Origin of the sequence: Pseudomonas fluorescens (assembly GCF_041354075.1) — a bacterium.
GTDB classification, from domain to species: Bacteria; Pseudomonadota; Gammaproteobacteria; order Pseudomonadales; family Pseudomonadaceae; genus Aquipseudomonas; species Aquipseudomonas fluorescens_CE.
On record NZ_JARZGC010000010.1, the window covers coordinates 203,358 to 224,024 of the forward strand.

Sequence of the window (20,667 nt, forward strand, 5' to 3'; positions counted from 1 at the left end):
CTTAACCGCGAGCCTTGGCTGCTGGACGTACAACCACGTTGCCGCCAGTAGCGCCAGGAACAGCGCCCTTGACCAACAACAGATTGCGTTCAGCGTCCACGCGCACTACTTCGAGGGACTGCACGGTCACGCGCTCAGCGCCCATATGACCGGACATTTTTTTGCCCTTGAATACACGACCAGGAGTCTGGCACTGGCCGATAGAGCCTGGAACGCGGTGGGATACGGAGTTACCGTGGGTGTTATCTTGCCCGCGGAAGTTCCAACGCTTGATCGTACCCTGGAAGCCTTTACCTTTGGACTGACCGGTTACATCAACCAGTTGACCAGCGGCGAAGAGTTCAGCTTTGATCAGATCGCCGGCCTGGTACTCGCCTTCTTCAAGGCGGAATTCCATTACGGTACGACCAGCGGCAACGTTCGCCTTGGCGAAGTGGCCAGCCTGAGCTGCTGTTACACGCGAAGCGCGACGCTCGCCGACAGTGACTTGCACTGCACGATAGCCATCGGTTTCTTCAGTTTTGAACTGGGTGACGCGATTCGGCTCGATCTCAATGACCGTGACCGGAATGGAGACACCTTCTTCGGTGAAAATACGGGTCATACCGCATTTACGACCGACTACACCAATAGTCATGTTGTAAACCTCATGAGTGTACGGGGCTTTCACCCGCTATGGCCGCCCATTTCAGAGCGTTACACGACCAAGACAGAGTCTTAGCCGAGGCTGATCTGCACTTCCACACCGGCCGCAAGATCAAGCTTCATAAGAGCATCAACGGTTTTATCCGTTGGCTGGACGATGTCCAGAACGCGCTTATGAGTACGGATCTCGTACTGGTCACGCGCGTCTTTGTTGACGTGCGGGGAGACCAGAACGGTGAACCGCTCTTTACGGGTAGGCAGTGGAATTGGACCACGCACTTGAGCACCAGTACGTTTCGCGGTTTCCACGATTTCCTGGGTTGATTGGTCGATCAGGCGATGGTCAAAAGCCTTCAACCTGATACGGATTTGCTGATTTTGCATTGGATTTCAGACTCCGGCTGCTATTCCCACCGGGCGCAATACGCCCGTTAAAAGGAGGCGCAATTCTATAGACGCCCCAGATAGGTGTCAACCCAATAAAAAAGCCCCCGCTGAGCGGGGGCTTTTTCAAAGCATCAAGCTATCTCGATGAAGAGATTACTCGATGATTTTTGCTACAACGCCAGCACCAACGGTACGGCCGCCTTCGCGGATTGCGAAGCGCAGACCGTCTTCCATTGCGATGGTTTTGATCAGGGTAACAGTCATTTGAATGTTATCGCCTGGCATTACCATTTCAACGCCTTCCGGCAGCTCGCAGTTACCAGTCACGTCAGTAGTACGGAAGTAGAACTGTGGACGGTAGCCTTTGAAGAACGGAGTGTGACGACCGCCTTCTTCCTTGCTCAGAACGTAAACTTCTGCGGTGAACTTGGTGTGCGGCTTAACCGAACCTGGCTTGACCAGAACCTGGCCACGCTCAACGTCGTCACGCTTGGTACCACGCAGCAGAACGCCGCAGTTCTCGCCAGCACGACCTTCGTCGAGCAGCTTGCGGAACATTTCAACACCGGTGCAGGTGGTGGTGGTGGTGTCACGCAGACCAACGATTTCCAGCGCATCCTGAACGCGAACGATACCGCGCTCGATACGACCAGTTACAACAGTACCGCGACCGGAGATCGAGAATACGTCTTCGATTGGCATCAGGAACGGCTTGTCGATAGCACGCTCTGGCTCTGGGATGTAGCTGTCCAGAGTTTCTACCAGCTTCTTGACAGCGGTAGTGCCCATTTCGTTGTCGTCTTTGCCTTCCAGCGCCATACGAGCGGAACCGATGATGATTGGAGTGTCATCACCTGGGAAGTCGTAAGTGCTCAGCAGGTCGCGCACTTCCATCTCAACCAGTTCCAGCAGCTCAGCGTCGTCTACCAGGTCAGCCTTGTTCAGGAAAACCACGATGTACGGAACGCCTACCTGACGGGACAGCAGGATGTGCTCACGGGTTTGTGGCATCGGACCATCAGCGGCCGAGCAAACCAGGATCGCGCCGTCCATCTGGGCAGCACCGGTGATCATGTTCTTCACGTAGTCAGCGTGACCTGGGCAGTCAACGTGAGCGTAGTGACGAATGTTCGAGTTGTACTCGACGTGCGCGGTGTTGATGGTGATACCACGAGCTTTTTCTTCTGGCGCGCTGTCGATCTTGTCGAATTCAACGACTGCCGAACCGAAAACTTCGGAGCAGACGCGAGTCAGAGCTGCGGTCAGAGTGGTTTTACCGTGGTCAACGTGACCGATGGTGCCAACGTTGACGTGCGGAAGGGAACGATCAAATTTTTCTTTAGCCACGACAATTAACTCCTAGCCTAAAGGGGGCTGAATCAGCCTTGTTTTTTGGTAACGGTTTCGACGATGTGCGACGGAGCCGTATCGTATTTTTTGAATTCCATAGAGTAGCTTGCGCGACCCTGGGACATGGAACGAACGTCGGTCGCATAACCGAACATTTCACCCAGCGGAACTTCGGCGCGGATTACCTTGCCGGAGACCGTGTCTTCCATACCCTGAATCATGCCACGACGACGGTTAAGGTCGCCCATCACATCACCCATATAGTCTTCAGGCGTAACAACCTCTACCGCCATGATCGGCTCGAGCAACTCACCACCGCCCTTCTGGGCCAGTTGCTTGGTCGCCATGGAAGCAGCCACCTTGAACGCCATCTCGTTGGAGTCGACGTCGTGGTAGGAACCATCGAATACGGTAGCCTTCAGGCCGATCAGCGGATAACCGGCAACGACGCCGTTTTTCATCTGCTCTTCGATACCCTTCTGGATAGCCGGGATGTATTCCTTAGGAACCACACCACCTACCACTTCGTTCAGGAATTGCAGACCTTCCTGACCTTCGTCAGCAGGAGCAAAACGGATCCAGCAATGACCGAACTGGCCACGACCGCCGGACTGACGAACGAACTTGCCTTCGATTTCGCAATTCTTCGTGATGCGCTCACGGTACGAAACTTGAGGCTTGCCGATGTTGGCTTCAACGTTGAACTCACGGCGCATCCGGTCAACCAGGATGTCCAGGTGCAACTCACCCATACCAGAGATGATCGTTTGACCAGTCTCTTCATCGGTTTTGACGCGGAAAGACGGGTCTTCCTGAGCGAGCTTGCCCAGAGCGATACCCATTTTTTCCTGGTCATCCTTGGTCTTGGGCTCTACGGCAACCGAAATAACCGGCTCCGGGAAGTCCATGCGAACCAGGATGATTGGCTTTTCAGCGTTGCAGAGGGTTTCACCAGTGGTGACGTCCTTCATGCCGATCAGGGCCGCGATGTCACCAGCGCGTACTTCCTTGATCTCTTCGCGGGCGTTTGCGTGCATTTGCACCATACGACCCACACGCTCTTTCTTGCCTTTGACCGAGTTGATCACGCCGTCGCCGGAGTTCAACACGCCCGAGTAAACACGGACGAAGGTCAGAGTACCCACGAATGGGTCGGTAGCGATCTTGAACGCCAACGCCGCGAACGGCTCGTCGTCGCTTGCATGACGCTCCATTTCCTCTTCCTCGTTATCAGGGTTGGAACCCTTGATAGCAGGAATGTCGGTTGGAGCAGGCAGGAAGTCGATAACGGCGTCGAGAACCAGGGGAACGCCCTTGTTCTTGAAGGAAGAACCGCAAACGGCCAGAACGATTTCGCCGGCGATAGTACGCTGACGCAGAGCAGCCTTGATCTCTTCGATCGACAGCTCTTCGCCTTCCAGGTACTTGTTCATCAGCTCTTCGTTGGCTTCGGCTGCAGCCTCAACCATGTTGTTGCGCCACTCTTCGGCTTGCTCCAGCAGCTCGGCAGGGATGTCCTTGCGAACAGGGACCATACCTTTGTCGGAGTCATTCCAGTAGACAGCTTGCATGTTGATCAGATCGATCTGACCCTGGAAGTTGTCTTCGGAACCGATGGCCAACTGGATCGGCACCGGAGTGTGACCCAGACGCTGCTTGATCTGACCGATCACGCGCAGGAAGTTGGCGCCAGCACGGTCCATCTTGTTGACGTAAACAAGACGTGGAACACCGTACTTGTTGGCTTGACGCCATACGGTTTCCGACTGCGGTTCAACGCCCGAGGTACCGCAGAACACAACGACAGCGCCGTCGAGCACACGCAGGGAACGTTCTACTTCAATGGTGAAGTCTACGTGGCCCGGGGTATCGATGACGTTGAAGCGATGCTCGTGCGGGTACTGCTTCTCGGAACCCTTCCAGAAGGCGGTAATGGCAGCAGAAGTAATGGTAATACCACGCTCCTGCTCCTGCACCATCCAGTCTGTGGTCGCGGCGCCGTCATGCACCTCGCCCATTTTGTGACTTTTGCCCGTGTAAAAAAGGACGCGCTCGGTGGTGGTGGTTTTACCAGCATCCACGTGAGCGACGATACCGATGTTACGGTAGCGGCTAATCGGAGTAGTACGAGCCATAAAGCCCTCGCAAAATTAGTAAAGCTAAAATTAGAAGCGGTAGTGCGAGAAAGCTTTGTTGGCTTCAGCCATACGGTGCACGTCTTCACGCTTCTTAACTGCAGCACCTTTACCTTCAGCAGCATCCAGCAGTTCGCCAGCCAAACGCAGAGCCATGGACTTCTCGCCGCGCTTGCGGGCGAAGTCTACCAACCAGCGCATTGCCAGAGCGTTACGACGCGAAGGACGAACTTCGACCGGAACCTGGTAAGTAGCACCACCAACGCGGCGCGACTTCACTTCGACCAGCGGAGCGATGGCGTCGAGTGCTTTTTCGAAGAGTTCCAGGGGATCGGTGCCGTTCTTACGAGCTGCAACGGTTTCCAGGGCACCATAAACGATACGCTCGGCAACGGCTTTCTTGCCGCTTTCCATAACGTGGTTCATGAATTTGGCGAGGATTTGGCTTCCGTATTTCGGATCGTCCAGAATCTCACGCTTTGCTGCTACGCGACGTCTTGGCATTGATAAGCCCTCAAACGGTCTTCAGGTTAGTTCGGAACAGATCCCGGGGGATGCGTGCCCGACCTTACTCTTATCGACTCAATAAATTAAAAAACTGCAAAGCAACCGATTACTTCGGACGCTTGGTACCGTACTTCGAACGACCCTGGTTACGACCTTTGACACCGGAAGTATCCAACGAACCGCGAACGGTGTGGTAACGAACACCTGGCAAGTCTTTTACACGACCGCCACGGATCAGTACCACGCTGTGCTCTTGCAGGTTGTGGCCTTCACCACCGATGTACGAGGAAACCTCGAAACCGTTGGTCAGACGCACACGGCATACTTTACGCAGTGCCGAGTTAGGTTTTTTCGGCGTAGTGGTGTACACACGGGTGCACACGCCACGACGTTGCGGGCAGTTCTGCAGCGCAGGTACGTCGGATTTCTCGACGATACGCTTACGCGGCTGACGTACCAGCTGGTTGATAGTTGCCATCTACTAGCTCCACTGTTGTCTTGCGACGCTATTGTCTTGCAAGAAAAGCAAAATGGCAGGAACGCATTCCCGCCAAATTTAGGGGTACAAGAGTCTAAAGAGGATCTTGCCCCCAGTCAAGGCAAGGCCCCGACCTCCCCGCTCATCCAACCTCGACAAATTGTCGCGATTCGATGAACGGAAAGACCAGGGCCCTACACTCATTTATCGCAGAACTCAGTTACCGCTCGAGTTCAGCGCTTCGGTCAGTGCAGCTTCCACTTCACTGGCGCTTACGCGCAGCGGCTTGTCTGCATCGCGGCGACGCTTACGCTCGCTGTGATAAGCCAGGCCGGTACCGGCCGGGATCAGACGACCCACGACCACGTTTTCTTTCAGGCCGCGCAGGTAATCGCGCTTGCCGGTTACCGCCGCTTCGGTCAGTACACGGGTGGTTTCCTGGAAGGAAGCCGCCGAGATGAACGATTCGGTGGACAACGACGCCTTGGTGATGCCGAGCAGCACGCGAGTGAACTTGGAGACGAACTTGTCCTCCGTGGCCAGACGCTCGTTTTCTACCAGTACGTGAGTCAGTTCCATCTGGTCGCCCTTGATGAAGCTGGAATCGCCGGACTCGGAGATCTCAACTTTACGCAGCATCTGACGCAGGATGGTCTCGATGTGCTTGTCGTTGATCTTCACGCCTTGCAGACGGTAAACGTCCTGGATCTCGTTCACGATGTACTTGGCCAGCGCACTCACACCCAGCAGACGCAGGATGTCGTGTGGATCGCTCGGACCGTCGGAGATAACTTCGCCGCGGTTGACCTGTTCGCCTTCGAACACGTTCAGGTGACGCCACTTCGGAATCAGCTCTTCATACGGATCGCTGCCGTCGTTCGGAGTGATAACCAGACGGCGCTTGCCCTTGGTTTCCTTGCCGAACGCGATGGTGCCGCTGACTTCAGCCAGAATCGAGGCTTCTTTCGGACGACGAGCTTCGAACAAGTCGGCAACGCGCGGCAGACCACCGGTGATGTCACGGGTCTTCGAAGTCTCTTGCGGAATACGAGCGATAACATCACCGATCGCAATCTTCGCACCGTCAGCCACACCGACCAGGGCGTTGGCTGGCAGGAAGTACTGAGCGGTAACGTCAGTACCTGGCAGCAACAGATCCTTGCCGTTGTCGTCGACCATCTTCACGGCTGGACGGATGTCCTTGCCAGCAGCTGGACGATCTTTCGGATCGAGAACTTCAATGTTGGTCATACCGGTCAATTCGTCAGTCTGACGCTTGATCGTGATGCCTTCTTCCATGCCCACGTAGGTCACGGTACCTTTCATTTCGGTAACGATCGGGTGAGTGTGTGGGTCCCACTTGGCCACGATGGCGCCAGCGTCGACCTTGTCACCTTCTTTAACCGAAATCACGGCACCGTACGGCAGCTTGTAGCGCTCACGCTCACGACCGAAGTCGTCGGCGATTGCCAGCTCACCGGAACGGGACACCGCAACCAGGTGGCCATCCACTCGCTCAACGTGCTTCAGGTTGTGCAGACGGACGGTACCGCCATTCTTCACCTGAACGCTGTCGGCTGCGGAGGTCCGGCTTGCCGCACCACCGATGTGGAACGTACGCATCGTCAGCTGGGTACCCGGCTCACCGATGGACTGGGCAGCGATAACGCCAACCGATTCACCGATGTTCACCTGGTGACCACGAGCCAGATCACGGCCGTAGCACTTGGCGCAAATGCCATAGCGGGTTTCGCAACTGATCGGCGAACGCACGATCACTTCGTCGATGCTGTTCAGCTCGATGAACTCGACCCACTTCTCGTCTACCAGAGTGCCGGCAGGAACGATGACGTCCTCGGTACCTGGCTTGAATACGTCACGGGCAATGACTCGACCCAATACGCGCTCACCCAACGGCTCAACAACGTCACCGCCTTCAATGTGCGGAGTCATCAGCAGGCCATGTTCGGTGCCGCAATCGATCTCGGTCACGACCAGATCCTGCGCCACGTCTACCAGACGACGAGTCAGGTAACCGGAGTTCGCAGTTTTCAACGCGGTATCCGCCAGACCTTTACGAGCACCGTGAGTGGAGATGAAGTACTGAAGTACGCTCAAACCTTCACGGAAGTTCGCAGTAATCGGCGTTTCGATGATGGAACCGTCCGGCTTGGCCATCAGGCCACGCATACCGGCGAGCTGACGGATCTGCGCAGCAGAACCCCGTGCGCCCGAGTCGGCCATCATGTACATCGAGTTGAAGGACTCCTGGTCGACTTCATCACCATGACGGTCGATGACTTTCTCTTTCGAGAGGTTGGCCATCATCGCCTTGGAAACTTCGTCGTTCGCCTTGGACCAAAGGTCGATGACCTTGTTGTACTTCTCGCCCTGGGTTACCAGGCCGGAGGCGTACTGGCTTTCGATCTCTTTCACTTCATCGGTGGCAGCACCGATGATGCGGGCTTTTTCATCCGGGATAACGAAGTCGTTAACACCGATGGAAACGCCGGAAATGGTCGAATAGGCAAAACCGGTGTACATCAACTGGTCAGCGAAGATCACGGTCTCTTTCAGACCGACAACGCGGTAGCACTGGTTGATCAGCTTGGAGATCGCCTTCTTCTTCATCGGCAGGTTGACGACGTCGAAGGACAGACCTTTTGGCACAACCTGGAACAGCAGCGCACGGCCGACAGTGGTGTCGACGATACGGGTGCTGGTTACGCTGCCGCCATCACGATCGTTGACGGTTTCGTTGATCCGCACCTTGACCTTGGCGTGCAGTGCGGCTTCGCCGGCACGGAACACACGGTCAACTTCCTGCAGATCCGCGAACACACGACCTTCGCCCTTGGCGTTGATCGCTTCACGAGTCATGTAGTACAGACCCAATACAACGTCCTGCGACGGAACGATGATTGGCTCACCGTTGGCTGGCGACAGAATGTTGTTGGTCGACATCATCAACGCACGCGCTTCCAGCTGGGCTTCCAGCGTCAGCGGTACGTGCACGGCCATTTGGTCGCCGTCGAAGTCGGCGTTGTACGCAGCACAGACCAGAGGGTGCAGCTGGATAGCCTTGCCTTCGATCAGTACCGGTTCAAACGCCTGGATACCCAGACGGTGAAGGGTCGGTGCACGGTTGAGGAGAACCGGGTGTTCGCGAATCACTTCAGCGAGAACGTCCCAGACTTCCGGCAGCTCGCGCTCGACCATCTTCTTCGCAGCCTTGATGGTGGTTGCGAGACCACGCATTTCCAGCTTGCCGAAAATGAACGGCTTGAACAGCTCGAGAGCCATTTTCTTCGGCAGACCGCACTGGTGCAGACGCAGGGTCGGGCCTACGGTAATTACCGAACGACCGGAGTAGTCAACACGCTTACCGAGCAAGTTCTGACGGAAACGACCTTGCTTACCCTTGATCATGTCGGCCAGGGATTTCAGAGGACGCTTGTTGGAACCGGTGATGGCGCGACCACGGCGACCGTTGTCGAGCAGTGCATCGACCGCTTCCTGCAACATACGCTTTTCGTTGCGCACGATGATGTCCGGAGCGGACAGATCAAGCAGGCGCTTCAAGCGGTTGTTACGGTTGATCACTCGACGATACAGATCGTTGAGGTCGGATGTCGCGAAGCGACCGCCATCCAGTGGAACCAGTGGACGCAGATCTGGCGGCAGAACCGGCAGAACGGTCAGCACCATCCACTCTGGCAAGTTGCCGGAACCCTGGAAGGCTTCCATCAACTTCAGACGCTTGGACAGCTTCTTGATTTTGGTTTCGGAGTTGGTTTGCGGAATTTCTTCGCGCAGACGGCCAATCTCGTGCTCCAGGTCGATAGCGTGCAGCAGTTCGCGGACCGCTTCAGCACCCATGCGGGCATCGAAATCGTCACCGAACTCTTCCAGCGCTTCGAAGTACTGCTCGTCGTTGAGCAACTGACCTTTTTCAAGGGTGGTCATGCCTGGATCGATAACGACATAGCTCTCGAAGTAGAGAACACGTTCGATATCACGCAGGGTCATGTCCATCAGCAAGCCGATACGCGACGGCAGCGACTTCAGGAACCAGATGTGGGCAACAGGCGAAGCCAGCTCGATGTGCGCCATGCGCTCACGACGCACCTTGGCCAGTGCGACTTCAACACCGCACTTCTCGCAGATCACGCCACGGTGCTTCAAGCGCTTGTACTTACCGCACAGGCACTCGTAATCCTTTACCGGGCCAAAGATCTTGGCGCAGAACAGGCCGTCACGCTCGGGTTTGAACGTACGGTAGTTGATGGTTTCCGGCTTTTTAACTTCACCGAACGACCACGAACGGATCATCTCAGGCGATGCCAGTCCAATACGGATGGCGTCGAACTCTTCGACTTGACCCTGGTTTTTCAGCAAATTCAGTAGGTCTTTCAAGGCCTTTCCTCCTGGCGGAGCAGAGAGCGGGCAATCCTGCCCCGCTCTCGATTCGCGTCACGTGTTATTCGGTTTCCAGATCGATATCGATGCCGAGGGAACGAATTTCCTTGATCAACACGTTGAAGGACTCGGGCATGCCCGGCTCCATACGGTGATCGCCGTCCACGATGTTTTTGTACATCTTGGTCCGACCGTTCACATCGTCCGACTTCACTGTGAGCATTTCTTGCAGAGTGTAAGCAGCACCGTATGCTTCCAGTGCCCAGACCTCCATCTCCCCGAAACGCTGACCACCGAACTGCGCCTTACCACCCAGCGGCTGCTGGGTAACCAGGCTGTACGAACCGGTAGAACGAGCGTGCATCTTGTCGTCTACCAAGTGGTTCAGCTTCAGCATGTACATGTAGCCAACGGTAACCGGGCGCTCGAACTTGTTGCCGGTACGGCCGTCAGTCAGTTGCATCTGGCCGCTCTCTGGCAGGTCTGCCAGTTTCAGCATGGCCTTGATTTCAACTTCCTTGGCACCGTCGAATACCGGAGTGGCCATTGGAACGCCGTTGCGCAGGTTTTGAGCCAGATCCAGGATTTCCTGGTCAGAGAACGTGTCCAGCGCTTCGTTACGGCCGCCGATCTGGTTGTAGATCTCATCCAGGAAGGTACGCAGTTCAGCAACCTTACGCTGTTCTTCAACCATGCGGTTGATCTTCTCGCCCAGACCTTTGGCCGCGAGGCCCAGGTGGGTTTCAAGGATCTGACCAACGTTCATACGCGAAGGTACGCCCAACGGGTTGAGGACCACATCGACCGGCGTGCCGTTGGCATCGTGCGGCATGTCTTCAACCGGCATGATCACGGAGACCACACCCTTGTTACCGTGACGACCGGCCATCTTGTCGCCCGGCTGGATGCGACGACGGATTGCCAGGTAGACCTTGACGATTTTCAGCACGCCTGGAGCCAGGTCATCGCCCTGCTGCAGTTTGCGCTTCTTGTCTTCGAACTTGTCGTCCAGCAGACGGCGGCGATCAACGATGTAGGCCTGAGCCTTCTCGAGCTGCTCGTTCAGAGCGTCTTCGGCCATGCGCAGTTTGAACCACTGGCCATGTTCGAGACCGTCGAGGACTTCGTCGGTGATGTCCTGACCTTTCTTCAGACCGGCGCCGCCTTCGGCTTTGTGGCCGACCAGAGCGGAACGCAGACGTTCGAAAGTTGCACCTTCGACGATACGGAACTCTTCGTTGAGGTCCTTGCGGATCTCGTCGAGCTGGCTCTTCTCGATCGACAGGGCACGGCTGTCACGCTCAACGCCATCACGGGTGAACACCTGAACGTCGATGACAGTACCCTTGGTACCGGTTGGTACACGCAGGGAGGTGTCTTTGACGTCGCTGGCCTTCTCACCGAAGATCGCACGCAGCAGTTTTTCTTCCGGCGTCAGTTGGGTCTCGCCTTTCGGAGTGACCTTACCAACCAGAATGTCGCCTGGGCCAACTTCGGCGCCGACGTAAACGATACCGGCTTCGTCCAGCTTGTTCAGTGCAGCCTCACCCACGTTCGGGATGTCCGCAGTGATTTCCTCTGGGCCAAGCTTGGTGTCACGGGCCACACAGGTCAGTTCCTGAATGTGGATCGTGGTGAAACGGTCTTCCTGAACCACACGCTCGGACAGGCAGATGGAGTCTTCGAAGTTGAAGCCGTTCCATGCCATGAACGCGATGCGCATGTTCTGACCCAGCGCCAGTTCACCCATATCGGTGGACGGACCGTCAGCCATGATGTCACTGCGCTGTACCCGATCACCCTTGCGCACCAGCGGACGCTGATTGATGCAGGTGTTCTGGTTGGAGCGGGTGTACTTGGTCAGGTTGTAGATGTCGACACCCGCTTCACCGGTCTCGACTTCATCATCAGCAACACGAACCACGATACGGCTGGCGTCGACGGAATCGATAACGCCGCCACGACGAGCCACGACGCAAACGCCGGAGTCACGAGCTACGTTACGCTCCATGCCGGTACCGACCAGCGGCTTGTCAGCACGCAGGGTAGGTACAGCTTGACGCTGCATGTTCGAACCCATCAACGCACGGTTGGCGTCGTCGTGCTCGAGGAACGGGATCAGCGACGCGGCGACCGAAACTACCTGCTTCGGCGACACGTCCATCAAGGTGACGTCTTCCGGCGCCTTGACGGTGAACTCGTTCAGGTGACGAACAGCTACCAGCTCGTCGATCAGGACTTTCTTGTCGCTCATCGTTGCCGAAGCCTGTGCGATCACGTGATCGGCTTCTTCGATAGCGGACAGGAATACGATCTCGTCAGTGACCAGAGCGTCTTTCACCACACGGTACGGGCTTTCCAGGAAGCCGTACTGGTTGGTGCGCGCATAGGCGGCCAGGGAGTTGATCAGACCAATGTTCGGACCTTCCGGCGTTTCGATCGGGCATACACGACCGTAGTGAGTCGGGTGTACGTCACGCACTTCAAAGCCAGCACGCTCACGGGTCAGACCACCTGGGCCGAGTGCAGAAACACGACGCTTGTGGGTGATCTCGGACAGCGGGTTGTTCTGGTCCATGAACTGGGACAGCTGGCTGGAACCGAAGAACTCCTTCACCGCCGCAGCCACTGGCTTGGCGTTGATCAGGTCTTGCGGCATCAGGCCTTCGCTTTCAGCCATCGACAGACGCTCTTTGACCGCACGCTCAACACGCACCAGGCCAACGCGGAACTGGTTCTCGGCCATTTCGCCTACACAGCGAACACGACGGTTACCCAGGTGGTCGATGTCATCGACGATGCCCTTGCCGTTGCGGATGTCGACCAGAGTCTTCAGCACCGCGACGATGTCTTCCTTGCACAGCACGCCCGAACCTTCGATTTCGGTGCGACCGATACGACGGTTGAACTTCATCCGGCCGACCGCAGACAGGTCATAGCGCTCAGGGCTGAAGAACAGGTTGTTGAACAGGGTCTCGGCAGCGTCTTTGGTCGGCGGCTCGCCTGGACGCATCATGCGATAGATCTCGACCAGCGCTTCCAGTTGGTTGGCGGTGGAATCGATCTTCAGCGTGTCGGAAATGAACGGACCGCAGTCGATGTCGTTGGTGTACAGAGTCTCGATGCGGACAACACCGGCCTTGGCAATCTTCGCCAGGATCTCGGTGTTCAGCTCGGTATTGCACTCAGCCAGGATTTCGCCGGTTGCCGGATGCACGATGACCTTGGCGGTGGTGCGACCCAGGACGTAGTCCAGAGGCACTTCCAGCTCTTTGATCCCGGCTTTTTCCAGCTGGTTGATGTGGCGAGCGGTAATACGACGACCCTGCTCGACAATCACCTTGCCTTTGTCATCCTGGATGTCCAGGACCGCAATTTCACCACGCAGGCGCTGAGGCACCAGCTCCAGGCTCAGGCTCTCGCCCTTCACGTGGAAAACGTTGGTAGTGTAGAACGCGTCCAGCACTTCCTCGGTGGTATAGCCAAGCGCGCGCAGCAATACCGACGCAGGCAATTTGCGACGACGGTCGATACGTACGAACACGCAGTCTTTCGGGTCGAACTCGAAGTCCAGCCACGAACCGCGGTAAGGAATGATACGTGCCGAGTACAGCAGCTTGCCGGAGCTGTGCGTCTTGCCACGGTCGTGGTCGAAGAACACGCCCGGGGAACGGTGCAGCTGGGAAACGATTACACGCTCGGTACCGTTGATTACGAAGGTACCGTTTTCAGTCATCAGGGGGATTTCACCCATGTAGACTTCTTGCTCTTTGATGTCCTTGATCGCTTTGTTCGACGATTCTTTGTCGAAAATGATCAGGCGCACTTTTACCCGCAAAGGTACGGCGTAAGTCACACCGCGCAATACGCATTCTTTGACATCAAATGCCGGTTCGCCCAGGCGATAACCCACGTACTCCAGGGCAGCATTGCCGGAGTAGCTGATGATCGGGAAAACGGATTTGAAGGCCGCATGCAGGCCCACGTCGCGGAACTGATCTTTAGTCGCTCCCGCTTGCAAGAATTCACGATACGAATCCAGCTGGATGGCCAGGAGGTACGGCACATCCATGACGTCCGGCAACTTGCTAAAGTCCTTGCGGATACGTTTTTTCTCAGTATATGAGTAAGCCATCAGCGTTCCCCAGCTTGGTCACCTGCTTGTTTGGCCCCTCCCGACGGGAGCAGCCAGAAAATCGTGCAAACCCCATGGTTTGCGCCACCACATCGGGTGGTTACAGCTCGCTATCAGCACCAACCCAGTCGGTTGCCAATAACGGAAAAAGGCCGGTGGCAAGAGCCACCAGCCATCAGCCTGTCGCTTAACGCTCGGGCTGGAGGAGCAAAGTCGAAGCTTACTTCAGCTCGACTTTAGCGCCTGCTTCTTCCAGCTTCTTCTTAGCGTCTTCAGCAGCTTCTTTCGAAACGCCTTCAGCTACAACCTGAGGAGCGCCGTCGACTTTCTCTTTGGCTTCTTTCAGGCCCAGACCAGTCAGTTCACGAACTGCCTTGATCACGTTTACTTTCTTTTCGCCAGCTTCGAGCAGAACAACGTTGAACTCGGTTTGCTCTTCAACAACAGCGGCAGCAGCAGCTGGACCAGCGGAAGCGACAGCAGCGGTCACGCCGAAGGTTTCTTCCATTGCTTTGATCAGCTCAACAACTTCCAGAACGGTTTTCTGGCCGATTGCTTCGATGATTTGTTCGTTAGTCAGAGACATGACTTGAATCCTGTATTGGGGTGACAGCCTACGCAGCCATCAAATTAAACATATGATTTTGAAAGATCCGACTGCGCCTTAGGCTGCAGCAGCTTCTTTCTGGTCGCGAACGGCTGCCAGAGTACGAGCCAGCTTGCTGGTAGCGCCTTGGATCACGCTCATCAGTTTCGCAATAGCTTCGTCGCGGGTCGGCAAGGTTGCCAACACGTCGATCTGGTTAGCGGCAAGGAACTTGCCATCAAACGCAGCTGCCTTGATCTCGAACTTGTCCTGACCCTTGGCGAATTCTTTGAAGATCCGGGCAGCAGCGCCTGGGTGATCTTTCGAGAACGCGATCAGGGTAGGGCCGGTGAACACGTCGTTGAGAACACTGAATTCAGTGTCAGCAACAGCGCGTTTGAGCAGGGTGTTACGTACAACACGTACGTAAACGCCAGCTTCACGAGCCTCTTTACGGAGTCCGGTCATTGCGCCTACTGTTACGCCACGGGCATCAGCCACGACAGCGGACAGAGCGACTTTGGCAGCCTCGTTGACTTCAGCGACGATGGCCTTCTTGTCTTCGAGTTTAATTGCCACGGGTTTAACTCCTGCTTGTTACCGTTTCATCCGACCGAAGCCGGATGTCGTTTTGGTGTCTGATTCGGTAAGGAACCGGGAGCACCATCTGCGTAGGCTTGTGGTTTAAGACTTGCGTCGCCTACGGTCTTGGATAGCCCCCGCCAGGCAGGGACCCCAATTTTTTCAATTGGCGCAATCGCTTGCGCCAATCTGTGTCTTACGCGTCGAGCGAGCTTTGGTCGATGACCAGACCTGGACCCATGGTGGTGCTCAGGGTAACGCGCTTGACGTAAATGCCTTTCGAGGAAGCTGGCTTGATACGCTTCAGGTCAGCGATCAGAGCTTCAACGTTTTCCTTCAGCTTGACGGCGTCGAAGCCGATCTTGCCAACGGAAGTGTGGATGATGCCGTTTTTGTCGGTGCGATAACGAACCTGACCAGCCTTGGCGTTCTTGACCGCGGTAGCTACGTCTGGAGTTACGGTGCCGACTTTAGGGTTAGGCATCAGGCCACGTGGACCGAGGATCTGACCCAGTTGACCCACAACGCGCATGGCATCCGGGGATGCGATCACTACGTCGTAGTTCAGGTCGCCGCCTTTCATTTCGGCAGCCAGTTCGTCCATACCTACACGGTCAGCGCCGGCAGCCAGAGCGGCCTCGGCAGCTGGACCCTGGGTGAACACGGCAACGCGAACGGTCTTGCCAGTGCCGTGTGGCAGCACGGTAGCGCTGCGAACGACCTGGTCGGATTTACGTGGGTCAACGCCCAGGTTCACAGCTACGTCGAACGACTCGCTGAACTTGACAGTCGACAGCTCGGCCAGCAGTGCAGCGGCGTCTACAAAGTTGTAGGCCTTGCCTGCTTCGATCTTGCCGGCGATAGCCTTTTGACGCTTGGTCAGCTTAGCCATTACACACCCTCCACGTTAAGGCCCATGCTACGAGCAGAACCGGCGATAGTACGCACGGCTGCATCCATATCAGCTGCAGTCAGATCCGCGTTTTTGGTTTTCGCGATTTCTTCCAGCTGAGCACGAGTCACAGTGCCAACCTTAACGGTGTTCGGACGAGCGGAACCGCTGGTCAGACCGGCCGCCTTCTTCAGCAGAACCGAAGCAGGGGTGGATTTGGTTTCGAAAGTGAAGCTACGGTCGCTGTAGACAGTGATGATCACTGGAGTCGGCAGACCTGGCTCAAGACCCTGAGTACGGGCGTTGAAGGCCTTGCAGAATTCCATGATGTTCACGCCGTGCTGACCCAGAGCAGGACCAACAGGTGGGCTTGGGTTAGCCTGAGCGGCCTTCACTTGCAGCTTGATGTAAGCGGTAATCTTCTTGGCCATGAGGCACTCCAATTACGGGTTCGAACGCCTCGAAAGGCTCCCCGGTTACTTGCGCGTTTATCCCAGTGACGACAAAACCCCACAGCCTGGGGCTGTGGGGTTGGGATGCTTGTCCAGCTAGACCTTTTCGACCTGGCTGAACTCCAACTCTACCGGAGTAGAGCGACCGAAAATGAGCACCGCGACCTGAATCCGGCTCTTTTCGTAGTTAACTTCTTCAACCGTACCGGTAAAGTCGGCAAACGGCCCGTCGTTGACACGTACCGATTCACCCGGCTCGAACAACGTCTTCGGCTTCGGCTTGTCGCTACCATCAGCAACACGACGCAGAATCGCATCGGCTTCTTTATCTGTAATCGGTGCAGGCTTGTCAGCAGTACCGCCGATGAAGCCCATCACGCGAGGAGTGTCCTTGACCAAGTGCCAAGTACCCTCATTCATATCCATCTGGACCAGCACATAACCAGGGAAGAATTTGCGCTCGCTTTTGCGTTTCTGGCCATTACGCATCTCAACCACTTCTTCAGTGGGAACCAGAATTTCGCCGAAGCCATCTTCCATGCCAGCCAGCTTTACGCGCTCAATCAACGAGCGCATGACATGCTTCTCGTAACCGGAGTAAGCATGCACAACATACCAACGCTTAGCCACGGGACACCCTTAGCCGACAATCAAGGAGACAAGCCAACCGAGCAGGGAATCAAGCCCCCACAACAGCAGCGCCATAACCAGCACCACAGCAACAACGATCAGCGTGGTCTGCGTGGTTTCCTGGCGAGTTGGCCATACGACTTTACGAATTTCGGTGCGAGCTTCCTTAACCAGTACAAAGAAAGACTTGCCCTTCACAGTCTGCAGGCCTACAAAAGCAGCTGCAGCAGCGATAACGAGCAACGCAAGTACGCGGTACAGGATCGGCGAAGCGGAATAGTACTGATTGCCAACAACGCCTACGACCACCAAAGCGACTACTACTAGCCACTTGAGCAGATCGAAGCGAGAGCCTTGAGCTTCAGCTTTAGGAGTCATCTATGAAGATCCTGTGAAAAGAAAGCCAGACACACCGAGTGAATCTGGCAGGTCAGGAGGGAATCGAACCCCCAACCTACGGTTTTGGAGACCGTCGCTCTGCCAATTGAGCTACTGACCTAAAACAAAATCAGGCCGACCATTATGCAGACCTGAAAAAGACATTACAACAGCTTACTCGCTGATCGCAGGCAACGCCGACACCAATAACGACGAAAAACCCCTGCAACCACCCTTCCCCCACGCAAACCACACACAGAAAGAAAAGCCAACAAACCAAGCGAGCCATTAAAACAAAGGCAGATATTTTCATATCTGCCTTGTTATATGGAGCTCTTGAGCGGATTTGAACCGCTGACCTCACCCTTACCAAGGGTGTGCTCTACCAACTGAGCTACAAGAGCGTAACACCGTGCAAAATCCGCAAACTTGGAGCGGGTAGCGGGAATCGAACCCGCATCATCAGCTTGGAAGGCTGAGGTTCTACCACTAAACTATACCCGCGAGCCTGCAGCTCTCGCTAAAAATGGTGGAGGGGGAAGGATTCGAACCTTCGAAGTCGTAGACGTCAGATTTACAGTCTGATCCCTTTGGCCGCTCGGGAACCCCTCCTAAGCGAGCCGGCATTCTATATCATGCCAGCCTTCTGTCAAGCATTTTCTCATTAAAAACCTGAGGTTAGCTGCGTTGACGTCGCTTTGCACCGTAGCCCCTTGAAAGGTCTTCACTGCGAAGCGGGCGCCATTCTATGCAAACTATTCCGCTCGCGCAACCCCCTCGCAAGGCATTATTTTATGTTTTAAGTCATTGAATTCTCTAGAAAGGTTTTGCAGCTGCACTTCGCCCAACCAGCGCCTGCTTTCAGGTGCCACCTGCACCCAGAAACCCGGTAAATCGGGCGCATCTCTGGAGACAGCCTGATATTTGATCTCCATGCCATTCAAACGCCCCTCGACCGCCTGGAGCGCTTCCTGACGCATGAACCCCCCAAGGTACAAGCAACCGCTGTCCACCTGTACGGGCTTTCCTTTATCGCGGGACACATCAGCCGCCTCACTCAGCAGGCGAATATCCTGCTGGCTGCCTTTGTACAGACTCAGGGGCGTGACGTCCTTCGCGCGCAGGGGGGCTTCTTGTTGATGCCAAATGTAATAGAACACATTGAGAACGAGCAGCAGCAAAAACAACCAACGCATATGAACCTCAGGACAAAGGACACGCCATCGCCAAACCGACAAAAACCAGATCCGGAACTACCCTGGCTTCAGGCACTACTGCGCGAACCAGCGCCGCATCCCCGCCAGTCAGGAACACCGAAAAATCGTCCCCCCAGTAATTGCGCGCGAGCTCCAGCTGAGTGAGCACAAACCCACGCAACATCAGTGAGCAGCCACGCTCGACCGCTTCTACGGTCGTACGGCCGGGCGCGAGACTCTCCTGGGCCCGTTCGGCTTCGAGATCGCCGTAGCGAATCTTGCGGGTGTGGGTACGTAACTGATTGCGCATTAATGGCATTCCCGGACAGATGAAACCGCCCAGATGCTCACCATCACCAGCAACAAAATCCGCAGTGACCGCCGTGCCAAAATCGAGCACGAGGCACGCACCTGACGCCAGATGATATCCGCCAAGCAGCGCTAACCAGCGATCAAGACCAAGCCGCTCGAATGACTCGTAGCCGTTGCGAACGCCCGACATCTCGCGCGCAGGCTTGGCACAGGCCACGTCGATGTCATAGGCATCCGTCAGCAGGGAAACCAGTGCGACCGTTTCCTCTTCAGTCCTTACGCTGACCAGCCGACAAAACCTGAGCTCGAGCCCGGGAACTTTCGCCAAACCTTCCAGGAGGGCGGGATTGGAGTCGACAAAGCCCTCTGCGAGGGTCTGACGCGCCCCCACACCAAGCACTCGCCACTTGATGAAACTGTTTCCGCAGTCAAGCTCAAGAATCATCACGCAACCTCAAACTGAGCTCACCACCACTAAAGACTTTTTCCACTCCATCCACCTTCAAGCGCAGCGCACCCTGACTATCAATACCCAGCACTTCACCGTCGATTCGGTTGACGCCAGCGATCAACGATACCGCTCGCCCTTGCCACAGATGATTCTGCTCCCACTCGGCCTGAATGGCTGTAAACCCGCCGACCTGGTGCCGGCTCAAATAGGCCTGAAGCGAACTCCCCAGCTGCGCGACCAGACGATTGCGATCAAATGCACGCCCCGACTCGAGCCGCATGGATGACCATTGCTGATCAACCTCATCGGTCATCTGCATGTTCACATTTATTCCAACACCCAATACCACGTGACACACGTCCGCAGGATCCCCCACCAATTCGAGGAGAATTCCGGCGATCTTTTTCTGGCCGACCAGAACATCATTGGGCCACTTCAACCCTGCGGACACGATGCCGTTGGCTCGCAAGGCTTGCAGAACGGCAAGCCCCACAACAAGACTCAAACCCTCCAACTGCCGCATACCTCCGTCGATACGCAGCACCAGGCTGTAATAGATATTCTCCGCAAACGGACTGGCCCACTTGCGCCCACGGCGCCCACGACCGGAAGTCTGCCGCTCCGCCAAAACAAGGAACGGCGCCGCCTGACCTCGCTCGATGGCACGCAGCGCTTCAGCATTCGTAGAGTCGATAGAATCAAAAACCAGGATAGGCCAATCACAGGAAGGCGCCTGCTCCGCTATTGCGACCGGATCAAGCAGCGTCAACGGCGCAGCCAATTGATAGCCCCGCCCTCGCACCTTATGGATGGACAGCCCCAGCTCAGCTTCTAGCAGCTGAAGCTGTTTCCATACGGCACTACGACTGACACCCAAAGCAGCGCCCAGGGCCTGCCCCGAATGAAATCGACCATCCTTAAGAAGCTTTAACAACGTCAGCATGCAAGTCTCGCCTCACAATGAGGCACGCATAATAGCCACGCCTTGACCCGTTGCATAGAAAACGAACCAGGAGGATTTTTCTGCGCGCAAAAACAAAACCCCTACCTGCATACGCAGATAGGGGTTTCGGAATTTAATCTTGACGATGACCTACTCTCACATGGGGAAACCCCACACTACCATCGGCGA

General features: G+C 55.9%; 17 protein-coding genes and 4 tRNA genes. All 21 read right to left on the bottom strand.

Features of this window, described 5'->3' with window-relative positions:
• Position 1: 1 nt before the first annotated feature.
• The 21 genes from rplC to birA all read right to left on the bottom strand — a co-directional run bounded on the left by rplC (position 2) and on the right by birA (position 20,478).
• Positions 2-637: a 50S ribosomal protein L3 gene (gene rplC, locus QIW53_RS15800; protein WP_085728002.1), complete on the bottom strand. Its 636-nt coding sequence runs from the start codon at positions 635-637 to the stop codon at positions 2-4.
• Positions 638-717: 80 nt separating this feature from the next.
• The gene (rpsJ, locus tag QIW53_RS15805) at positions 718-1,029 is read right to left on the bottom strand and encodes a 30S ribosomal protein S10 (RefSeq protein ID WP_003186070.1); all 312 of its coding nucleotides are present in this window, start codon (positions 1,027-1,029) and stop codon (positions 718-720) included.
• Positions 1,030-1,185: 156 nt separating this feature from the next.
• Positions 1,186-2,379 carry an elongation factor Tu gene (tuf, locus tag QIW53_RS15810; RefSeq protein ID WP_010220303.1) on the bottom strand — a complete coding sequence of 398 codons (1,194 nt, stop codon included), beginning with the start codon at positions 2,377-2,379 and terminating at the stop codon, positions 1,186-1,188.
• A gap of 32 nt (positions 2,380-2,411) precedes the next feature.
• Positions 2,412-4,517 (bottom strand): elongation factor G, encoded by a 2,106-nt coding sequence (gene fusA, locus QIW53_RS15815; RefSeq protein WP_371050536.1) that lies wholly within the window; start codon positions 4,515-4,517, stop codon positions 2,412-2,414.
• Between the two features lie 30 nt (positions 4,518-4,547).
• On the bottom strand, positions 4,548-5,021 hold the full coding sequence (gene rpsG, locus QIW53_RS15820) for a 30S ribosomal protein S7 (RefSeq protein ID WP_027617685.1): 474 nt from the start codon (positions 5,019-5,021) through the stop codon (positions 4,548-4,550).
• A gap of 109 nt (positions 5,022-5,130) precedes the next feature.
• Entirely contained in the window at positions 5,131-5,502 is a 372-nt protein-coding gene (gene rpsL, locus QIW53_RS15825) for a 30S ribosomal protein S12 (RefSeq protein WP_003186084.1), read from the bottom strand.
• A 216-nt stretch (positions 5,503-5,718) separates the two neighbouring features.
• A complete protein-coding gene (rpoC, locus tag QIW53_RS15830; RefSeq protein WP_371050537.1) occupies positions 5,719-9,918 on the bottom strand; it encodes a DNA-directed RNA polymerase subunit beta' in 4,200 nt (1,399 codons plus the stop codon).
• A 64-nt stretch (positions 9,919-9,982) separates the two neighbouring features.
• Positions 9,983-14,056, bottom strand: coding sequence for a DNA-directed RNA polymerase subunit beta (gene rpoB / locus QIW53_RS15835; RefSeq protein WP_371050538.1), 4,074 nt, complete (start codon positions 14,054-14,056; stop codon positions 9,983-9,985).
• Positions 14,057-14,276: 220 nt separating this feature from the next.
• On the bottom strand, positions 14,277-14,642 hold the full coding sequence (rplL, locus tag QIW53_RS15840) for a 50S ribosomal protein L7/L12 (protein WP_371050539.1): 366 nt from the start codon (positions 14,640-14,642) through the stop codon (positions 14,277-14,279).
• 78 nt (positions 14,643-14,720) lie between these two features.
• Positions 14,721-15,221, bottom strand: coding sequence for a 50S ribosomal protein L10 (gene rplJ, locus QIW53_RS15845; RefSeq protein WP_368555610.1), 501 nt, complete (start codon positions 15,219-15,221; stop codon positions 14,721-14,723).
• A gap of 199 nt (positions 15,222-15,420) precedes the next feature.
• Positions 15,421-16,116 (bottom strand): 50S ribosomal protein L1, encoded by a 696-nt coding sequence (gene rplA / locus QIW53_RS15850; RefSeq protein ID WP_192309365.1) that lies wholly within the window; start codon positions 16,114-16,116, stop codon positions 15,421-15,423.
• Positions 16,116-16,547: a 50S ribosomal protein L11 gene (gene rplK / locus QIW53_RS15855; protein ID WP_003176435.1), complete on the bottom strand. Its 432-nt coding sequence runs from the start codon at positions 16,545-16,547 to the stop codon at positions 16,116-16,118. The genes rplA and rplK overlap by 1 nt, the downstream gene beginning before the upstream one ends.
• A 117-nt stretch (positions 16,548-16,664) precedes the next feature.
• A complete protein-coding gene (gene nusG / locus QIW53_RS15860) occupies positions 16,665-17,198 on the bottom strand; it encodes a transcription termination/antitermination protein NusG (RefSeq protein WP_192309367.1) in 534 nt (177 codons plus the stop codon).
• 9 nt (positions 17,199-17,207) lie between these two features.
• Positions 17,208-17,576: a preprotein translocase subunit SecE gene (gene secE, locus QIW53_RS15865; protein ID WP_105349120.1), complete on the bottom strand. Its 369-nt coding sequence runs from the start codon at positions 17,574-17,576 to the stop codon at positions 17,208-17,210.
• A 45-nt stretch (positions 17,577-17,621) separates the two neighbouring features.
• Positions 17,622-17,697: transfer RNA gene (locus tag QIW53_RS15870), tRNA-Trp, on the bottom strand.
• A 207-nt stretch (positions 17,698-17,904) separates the two neighbouring features.
• Positions 17,905-17,980, bottom strand: a tRNA-Thr gene (locus tag QIW53_RS15875).
• A 26-nt stretch (positions 17,981-18,006) separates the two neighbouring features.
• Positions 18,007-18,080 (bottom strand) — tRNA-Gly (locus QIW53_RS15880).
• A gap of 23 nt (positions 18,081-18,103) precedes the next feature.
• Positions 18,104-18,188, bottom strand: a tRNA-Tyr gene (locus QIW53_RS15885).
• A 143-nt stretch (positions 18,189-18,331) separates the two neighbouring features.
• The gene (locus QIW53_RS15890; RefSeq protein ID WP_371050540.1) at positions 18,332-18,772 is read right to left on the bottom strand and encodes a hypothetical protein; all 441 of its coding nucleotides are present in this window, start codon (positions 18,770-18,772) and stop codon (positions 18,332-18,334) included.
• 7 nt (positions 18,773-18,779) lie between these two features.
• Positions 18,780-19,529 carry a pantothenate kinase gene (locus QIW53_RS15895; RefSeq protein ID WP_371050541.1) on the bottom strand — a complete coding sequence of 250 codons (750 nt, stop codon included), beginning with the start codon at positions 19,527-19,529 and terminating at the stop codon, positions 18,780-18,782.
• A complete protein-coding gene (gene birA / locus QIW53_RS15900) occupies positions 19,519-20,478 on the bottom strand; it encodes a bifunctional biotin--[acetyl-CoA-carboxylase] ligase/biotin operon repressor BirA (protein ID WP_371050542.1) in 960 nt (319 codons plus the stop codon). Before birA ends, QIW53_RS15895 begins: the two co-directional genes overlap by 11 nt.
• Between the last annotated feature and the right edge of the window lie 189 nt (positions 20,479-20,667).

Excerpts from the sequence above, each read along its gene's own strand:
- rplL (WP_371050539.1), bottom strand. The coding sequence starts at position 14,642 with ATGTCTCTGACTAACGAACAAATCATCGAAGCAATCGGCCAGAAAACC.
- rpoB (WP_371050538.1), bottom strand. The coding sequence starts at position 14,056 with ATGGCTTACTCATATACTGAGAAAAAACGTATCCGCAAGGACTTTAGC.
- rplA (WP_192309365.1), bottom strand. The coding sequence starts at position 16,116 with ATGGCTAAGCTGACCAAGCGTCAAAAGGCTATCGCCGGCAAGATCGAA.
- birA (WP_371050542.1), bottom strand. The coding sequence starts at position 20,478 with ATGCTGACGTTGTTAAAGCTTCTTAAGGATGGTCGATTTCATTCGGGG.
- rplC (WP_085728002.1), bottom strand. The coding sequence starts at position 637 with ATGACTATTGGTGTAGTCGGTCGTAAATGCGGTATGACCCGTATTTTC.
- QIW53_RS15890 (WP_371050540.1), bottom strand. The coding sequence starts at position 18,772 with ATGCGTTGGTTGTTTTTGCTGCTGCTCGTTCTCAATGTGTTCTATTAC.
- rpsJ (WP_003186070.1), bottom strand. The coding sequence starts at position 1,029 with ATGCAAAATCAGCAAATCCGTATCAGGTTGAAGGCTTTTGACCATCGC.
- rpsG (WP_027617685.1), bottom strand. The coding sequence starts at position 5,021 with ATGCCAAGACGTCGCGTAGCAGCAAAGCGTGAGATTCTGGACGATCCG.
- rplK (WP_003176435.1), bottom strand. The coding sequence starts at position 16,547 with ATGGCCAAGAAGATTACCGCTTACATCAAGCTGCAAGTGAAGGCCGCT.
- secE (WP_105349120.1), bottom strand. The coding sequence starts at position 17,576 with ATGACTCCTAAAGCTGAAGCTCAAGGCTCTCGCTTCGATCTGCTCAAG.
- QIW53_RS15895 (WP_371050541.1), bottom strand. The coding sequence starts at position 19,529 with ATGATTCTTGAGCTTGACTGCGGAAACAGTTTCATCAAGTGGCGAGTG.
- fusA (WP_371050536.1), bottom strand. The coding sequence starts at position 4,517 with ATGGCTCGTACTACTCCGATTAGCCGCTACCGTAACATCGGTATCGTC.
- rpsL (WP_003186084.1), bottom strand. The coding sequence starts at position 5,502 with ATGGCAACTATCAACCAGCTGGTACGTCAGCCGCGTAAGCGTATCGTC.